Annotated in this window: 6 protein-coding genes; 2 read left to right on the plus strand and 4 right to left on the minus strand. The window is 37.9% G+C overall.

The genetic code is table 11. The features are described from left to right. Window positions 1-82: 82 nt before the first annotated feature. Complete coding sequence (locus PSF86_RS16160; protein ID WP_277901129.1) at window positions 83-2833, minus strand: T9SS type B sorting domain-containing protein; 2751 nt, start codon at window positions 2831-2833, stop codon at window positions 83-85. Window positions 2834-2978: 145 nt separating this feature from the next. Here PSF86_RS16160 and PSF86_RS16165 point away from each other — a divergent pair, with 145 nt between their 5' ends. After that, window positions 2979-3491 carry an adenine phosphoribosyltransferase gene (locus PSF86_RS16165; protein ID WP_277901130.1) on the plus strand — a complete coding sequence of 171 codons (513 nt, stop codon included), beginning with the start codon at window positions 2979-2981 and terminating at the stop codon, window positions 3489-3491. Here the strand turns inward: PSF86_RS16165 and PSF86_RS16170 are convergent. From PSF86_RS16170 to PSF86_RS16180, 3 genes are all read right to left on the minus strand, one after another. Next, entirely contained in the window at window positions 3488-3640 is a 153-nt protein-coding gene (locus PSF86_RS16170; protein WP_277901131.1) for an SsrA-binding protein, read from the minus strand. The two genes, PSF86_RS16165 and PSF86_RS16170, sit on opposite strands and share 4 nt — an antisense overlap. A gap of 247 nt (window positions 3641-3887) precedes the next feature. Next, window positions 3888-5570 carry a M56 family metallopeptidase gene (locus PSF86_RS16175; protein ID WP_277901132.1) on the minus strand — a complete coding sequence of 561 codons (1683 nt, stop codon included), beginning with the start codon at window positions 5568-5570 and terminating at the stop codon, window positions 3888-3890. Then, window positions 5570-5929: a BlaI/MecI/CopY family transcriptional regulator gene (locus tag PSF86_RS16180; protein WP_277901133.1), complete on the minus strand. Its 360-nt coding sequence runs from the start codon at window positions 5927-5929 to the stop codon at window positions 5570-5572. Before PSF86_RS16180 ends, PSF86_RS16175 begins: the two co-directional genes overlap by 1 nt. A gap of 158 nt (window positions 5930-6087) precedes the next feature. Here PSF86_RS16180 and PSF86_RS16185 point away from each other — a divergent pair, with 158 nt between their 5' ends. After that, window positions 6088-7023: a calcium/sodium antiporter gene (locus PSF86_RS16185; protein ID WP_277901134.1), complete on the plus strand. Its 936-nt coding sequence runs from the start codon at window positions 6088-6090 to the stop codon at window positions 7021-7023. The last annotated feature ends 173 nt before the right edge of the window (window positions 7024-7196 follow it).

The following is a 7196-nucleotide window of genomic DNA, read 5'->3' on the forward strand; positions in this document are numbered from 1 at the left end:
TTTAAAGTTAATAAAATAAGTTTAATTCTCGAATGATTTTTTCATTCTAAACCATCGTTGAATGTTTGTAAGTATTTGTAAACTATATTTTTAGAGAGAAATGTCCTTTGTATTCTTTAGCATTTGGAAGTTTTAGGTAGTACCAATAATCGTCAGGTGGCATAAGTTGCCCATGGTATTTTCCGTTCCAACCATTAGAATTTAAGGGGTTGAAGGAGTTGATTAATTTTCCGTACCGGTCATATATATAGATATGAATAGTTTGAAGAAAATTAGTATCATCAAGGCCGTATATGTTCCATGTGTCATTGGCCCCGTCGTTGTTTGGGGTGAAGAAGTGTGGAAAACCAATTATAGAAAATTCCTGAGAAATGGTTGTGCAATTGTTTATGTCTCTTACAAATAGTGTGTGATTTCCAGGTTCTAAACCTTCAAATTGGTTGCTTGCTTGAAAAGTATCAAACTGGTTATCAACTGAAAATTCATATCCATCAATAGGGGCGGAAAGTATAACTTCGATATTTCTGTCGTCTATTTTAATATTGTTAATATAGGGAGGCTCTATTTGATTGACTTTTACCTGAATTGTCTTTTCGCAATCTAATGTGGGGTCCGTAACCCTTAGCTCATAAAGACCAGGTTGGTATACGGTAATTGTATTTGTCTCTTGGTTTGTATTCCATTGGTAATTATACAATGTGGAAAGAGGGGTGTTTAATCCCGAGCTGATTTCTATGGGGAATTCAGAGGCACATATGTCTATCTCTTGATCTTGTATAACGGGAAAGGCTTTGGTGGATATTTCTACAATTCCCCCGCCGTAACATTCATTGTTGTGTTCTACCCTATAATATAATGAAGCAGTTGATGATTCATAGAAATCTGCAATTCCATTGGTTCCAATAGAGGCGTCTTGTTGATTTTTATAAAATGAAACCTCGGTAATACCGGGTAAATTTAAATTGCTGATGATGTTTGCCCTAACTTCGGATAGATCGAATATGGCCGTACCAGTATCGTCCAGATCGCAGGCCTGTTGTGTATAAGTACTTAAGTTTGATGAAGTAGATGTGGTCAATTCTATAGGTACGATATTGTAACATTCAGGAACAATGCCAAATACTTTTGCATATAATAGTTCGTTTGGTTGGGTATTTCTGTATATGGGGTTTATATAATCTAAGTTTAGGCTGTCGTTTTCTGCTTCGGTAATCGAGTGATAATAGTTAACATTTATAAAATCGGTCGTGTTCAGTGTTATATCGGCATTGGCGTTACTGAGGTTGTAAGTGGTTTGCCCGTCATTTGGATTGTTGTCAAACGAATCGCATTGAGATAATTCATAGGTGCCATTTATAACTTGTGGCGGCTCAGAAATGGTTATCTGCTTAATTAAAGGGTCGTAATTTCTTCCGGCAGTAGAAAGATATAAAGTAACGGTATAATTGCCGGGCATTGCATATTGGTGTGTTGGGGAAGCATCATTAGAAGTGGAGCCATCTCCAAAATCCCATTCTGCTGTGTCGTATGGGTCTTCCGTAGTAATTTCAAACTCGGTAGTATCTCCATAGCACAGATTTTTAAAATCAAAGGTGTATTTAAATATGGACTGAATAAAAGGAGGCAAACCAAGCGTTGCAAATTTTCCCTCTAAAAATACTGAGTTATGGGAATAGATACTGGCATTTCCTATTTCATTGGGTTTGTTTATGACGGATAAATGTGTTCCATCAGCAGATACTTTATATCCTGCCCTGTATATTTTTCCGTTAATGGCCAATTGCAATGCACCTGGAACATTATCAGATTCATTAATGATTTTTTTGGTCCCCGAAATGTTCGAACTGCCCAAGTCATATTGATAGATGTAACTTTTGTCCAGGCCGTCATTTTTGTTGTATATCCCGGAAGTGGCATATAGCAATTTGGAATTTGGGGAAAACTCAAGTCCGTACGGATATTCGTTGTTGAGTATAAGCTTTTCATTGGTAACCTTTCCGGTCGAGTTGTTAAAATCGTAAATCAATAATTTCCCTGATTTTTTAGCGCTGCTCCTTTCGTTCCCCAACCTGGTAGAGCTATGCGCGATGGCTATTTTTTTTCCGTTGGGCGAAACCTTTAAATAGCCAATGGCGCTTATGTTTATCTTGTTTTTATCTATAAGTGGGCCAACAGCCTCGTTGACCGTTGAAATAACTGGAGAGGTATTAACCCCGTTCCCATCTACTTCAAAGGCATAAAATTTATTCATAAAAAAAGTAATCACCCATATGGAAGTTCCGTTGCTATGGGAAACGGCAGTTATTTTTTCAGAAGATTTATATTCTTTTTGTATCGGGCTGGAAGCATCATAAGTTACCAAATGAATGCTTTTTTCGCCTGCAACAATGTCTCCATAACCTCCGTCAAGGGTCATATCGATTTCAGAATAATTTATACCATCTATCGGTTCGTCTTCTGTTAAATAATAACTGGGCTTGTCTATTGTAAAAACGTAGTAAGAATTGGAAGCTCCCGGTTTAGGTATTATTATGGCAGATTCCGTACTGGAGCTATGCCCCAACAGCCCGGTACCGTTTGGCATTTTTTGGTGCCTTCGGTTCCATACGCTTACCCCATCTGTATAAAATAGTAAATTCCCGTTTTTGTCAGATATGGTTGCACACCCTTCATTGGTAACAAGCTGGCCATTGGTCATTACAGTTGGAGGCTCGGTGTTAAAGCTTAAACCTGCCTTTTCTCCAAAATACCAATTAGCCGATTCTTTTTGAGCAAACAAAAAGTTACAGCATAGTAATATAAAACCTATTGAGATACGTATGGATATTCTCAAATTAAAACGCCTGTTTATTAGTAAATTATGAATAACAGCAAAAATAATAATAAAAACGGGTAGACAAAAGAAGTATGTCATTGTTTAGAGGAAAAGCAACATTTCTTAGCTTTGTAACCTCTATATTGTATAAAAACCATTAATTATGGACCTAAGCAGTTACATCCGGAATGTAAATAATTTTCCCAAGCCGGGCATTGTTTTTAAAGACATTACCCCGTTGCTTAAAGATCCCAAGGCAGTAAATCAGGCCGTTGCCCAACTGTACCATCTAACCGAAAAGAAAAATGTAGACTTGGTAGTGGGCATAGAAAGCAGGGGTTTTTTCTTTGGCACCTTGCTGGCCCAAAAGCTCAACTGCGGGTTCGTGCCCGTAAGAAAGCCCAATAAATTGCCTTATGCAACGGTCTCAGAAACCTATGCCCTGGAATATGGCAACGACACGCTTGAAATCCATAAAGATGCCATACAAAAAGGAGATAAGGTTATTGTTCACGACGACGTGCTGGCTACCGGGGGCACCGCGTTGGCCGTTTGTAAATTGGTCGAAAAACTAGGTGGGGAAGTGGTCCAGTGCAATTTTTTAATGGAGCTAAGCTTTCTGGAGGGAAGAAAAAAGTTAAGCGGGCACAATGTCCAAACCATAATTAAATACTAGCCCAAAGCATTTTTGGTAACAAAAACGCGCCATCCAATAATGGCCATTTGCAATTTATTGGCCTTGGCCAGATCCAGCCCCTTTTTGGAATAAGAAGGCAATATAGCCCTGTTTAGCTTTGCCAGTAACTTAAAAAACTTTTTTTTCATGCCTTTGTTTTCCCATAAAGGTAAAAAAACTAAATATAACTAACGGTTTTTGGCTACACTTTAATTGGTTCTTGATATTATGCAGGTTTGTTCCGTAAACTGCACAACCGGGCTTTCCGCTACTAGTTTTGGTAAACCATATATAAAAGTTTACCAAAAGCTAACCGCTGCAATCCCTACCTGAAAAAAAAAGCCAAGCACAGCATGAAACCGCACTTGGCCTTACAAAAATTATTGATAAGCCCGCTTATTCCTTTTTGGTGGTTATTAAAATTACCCCATCCTTTCCTTTCTCTCCGTATTGTTTTATGGCATTTTCATCTTTTAGCACAGACACCTGCTTTATGGTGTCCGGACTTATGCTGTTCAGGTCGAAATCGGCGGGCATGGTTTTCCCATCGACCAAAATAAGGGGTTTTTCTCCTTTAAAATTAATACGGGTACCGGCTTCAGAAGCTCCTGTAACCTTGTACGGATTGTATTGGGTCTTGTTCTTTAAAGTAATTTCTATCACGCCATTCTTTCCTTGCACGTCATACTTATCACTGGCATTTTTATCTTTTAAAACATTAATGCTTTCAATTGCATCGGGCTGGATGCTTTTTGTGTCAAAATCCTTAGGCATGATTTTCCCGTTCAGGACAATAAGTGGTTTTTTGTCCATAGTATGTTGGTCTGTAGCAGCTATAATCACCCCTCTTTGGTTTTTTGTGTACGCAGAACCAACAATTATATAAACGCCACCGCCTTCCCCAATGCCAAAATAGAGATTTTCAATTCCCTTTCCTTTGTTAGACGATGTCCCGGTGGCTTTTCCCCCTTTTTTGGTCTCGTAGGTTACCTGTATGTTGGAAATCTCGCCTGTATTCGTTCTTTTAATGTTGGAATAGGTCAAGCTTCCCCCGTCTTCTTTAACTTTTGCCTGGAGTTGCTTTAAATCTTCCGCAGAAAAGTCTTTTGTAATTACATATTCAGGTAAATTACTGTTTTGGGACACTTCGGTATTCAAGGCCAACTTGGTTTCTGTTTTAAAGCTAAAGAGCATCATAAAACCTGCTAAAAAAGGTATTATCAATGTGTAGCGCAGTAAATTTGTTTTGTTTGTTTTTTGTTTTTGTAACATAACGATTCGTTTTTTTACCTGCCCGCTGCGTTTACCAAAAGTAAAGGTATATCCAAAAGCGGTTAGGCTGGTTGATGAATAATAAAATGGATTGATGACAGAATAGGGTATTCCGCTAATTTGTTTCAGTAATAAATATTGGTAATTTTTAGTTTGAGACTGGCTTGTTGTTGTTTCTTTATCTGTTAAATATTCAAGATTTTCACCTATGGCTTTTTTATACAGCCAGCTAAATGGGCTAAACCAAAAAACTACGGTATACAGGTGCGCAAAGAGAATGTCTATGGTATGCAATTGCCATGCATGTATCTTTTCATGCCTTAAAATAGTTGTCAGCTCCTCTTCGGTATATTTTTTTGGATTGTAAACAATAAACTTGAAAAACGAAAACGGACTAATATCCTTGCTTGTGGAAACATGCATAAAACCTTCTTCTTTGGTATGCGTTTCCTTTTTCATGAAATGGTACAGGGAGTATAACTGTATGCAAAACCTGCCAAAGAAAAAAAGTGCACCCATTAAATAAAGCATAGCCAATATAACTAGAAACTGCTGTGTGTAATCGTGCCCTTGAGTAGTGTAGGTAGCGACATGGTCAATATTTTTTCCCAACGTGTTAATGGCTTCAACCAAAACAATTTTTTTATATACAACCAACGGCAGCAATGCAGAAATTAACAAGCCGCCAAGCAGATAAAACCTATTCTGTTTGTAGAATGTAGTTTTATTCAGCAGGCACACATACATTAGCCAAAAAACGGCCAACAATCCCGAGGCTTTTAGTAAATAAATGGCAAAGGCTTCCATTATTTGTTGTTTTCTATTTGGTTGATTATTTCTTTAAGCTCCTCCACACTTATTTTCTTTTCATCGGCAAAAAAAGAAACCAGGTTTTTGTAAGAATTGTTAAAATAATCCTCAATGGCATTTGTAACAAAACGTTTTCTGTAATCTTCTTTTTTTACTATCGGGTAGTATTGATGCGTGTTTCCATAGGCGTTATGGGCAACATAGCCTTTTTCTTCCAGGTTCCTTATAATGGTAGACAGCGTATTGTAGTGTGGCTTGTCTTCTTTTATTTCTGCCTGTACATCTTTTACAAAAGCCTTGTTGAGCTTCCATAAAACCTTCATTATTTCTTCTTCTTTATTGGTTAATTTTTGCATGATAAAATGGTATCGAAACTGATTGTGGGGGTAAACTTACAACTATTTTTTTAGTTACACAACTGTATTTTTAGTTAATAAACTATTTTTGTAGTTTGTCTATGGCCATGTTCCTTTATCTATGTCAATTTGTGTATCTTCACCTTCAAAAAAAATAAATGAACCTACTTTTTATTGTCCTTGGTTTGGCGCTTTTGATTTTAGGCGGAAACTGGTTGTTGAAGTCGGCCGTAGGCATGTCTTTAATGCTTCATATTCCAAAAATAGTAATTGGGATGACGGTTGTTTCTTTGGCGACTTCGGCCCCCGAGTTGATAGTGAGCATAAAAGCTGCCTTAAACGGCTTTCCAGATCTTGCCATGGGGAACGTAGTTGGTTCAAATGTTGCAAACCTTGGTCTGGTGCTGGCCATAACCATTATTTTAATGCCCATTGATGTAGAACGGAGCTTTTATAAAACCGATTGGCCGGTCATGATGATTGCCTCTTGTTTGCTGTTTGGTTTTGTAATAACCGATGCTGTTTTGCAACGTTATGAGGGAATTGTGTTGGTGTGCTTTTTAGTGGTATTTCTTGTTTATTTACTGCGCACTCAAGCTAAAGCAGTGGTAGAAGATACCCCAACCGAGGATGAGGTGTTGCCGGGATACAAAATATTGATTTTCATGGTCGTTGGTGGCATCGCTTTATGGGGCGGATCAGAATTATTAATTAGCGGTGCAGTGGGCATGGCCGAATTTTACGGGGTGAGCAAAAGGGTAATTGCAGTAACCGTTGTGTCGGTAGGAACGAGCATTCCCGAGTTGGCGGCCTCAATTATTGCGGTGTTAAAAAAAGAAAAGGCTATTTCCTTGGGGAATTTAATAGGCTCCAATGTATTTAATATTTTGGCGGTATTGGGCGTTACGGCAATAATTCAACCAATTCATGTCAACGACGGGCAATTGCTAACAAACGATATTTATTGGATGTTGGGCATTTCGTTTGTGGTATTGCCGTTGGTTTTTATCCCAAAAGGTCTGCGTTTGGGGTGGAGGGATGGTGTGGTGCTTTTAATAATTTATATACTTTTTGTTTGGCTTACCTTAAAATAAACTCATTTTAACTTTTTTCAATTGGCTAAAAGCTTTCAACCAGCTCAATAAAAAGAAGCTGTCTCATAACCGGGCCAGCTTTTTTATTGAATATACAGGAGCATTTGCTTGTTTTTATCCTGTATTTAGCGTAAATTATAGTCTGATAACCAGACGTATGAATACCAATTTTC

This window comes from Galbibacter pacificus (assembly GCF_029603165.1).
GTDB classification, from domain to species: Bacteria; Bacteroidota; Bacteroidia; order Flavobacteriales; family Flavobacteriaceae; genus Galbibacter; species Galbibacter pacificus.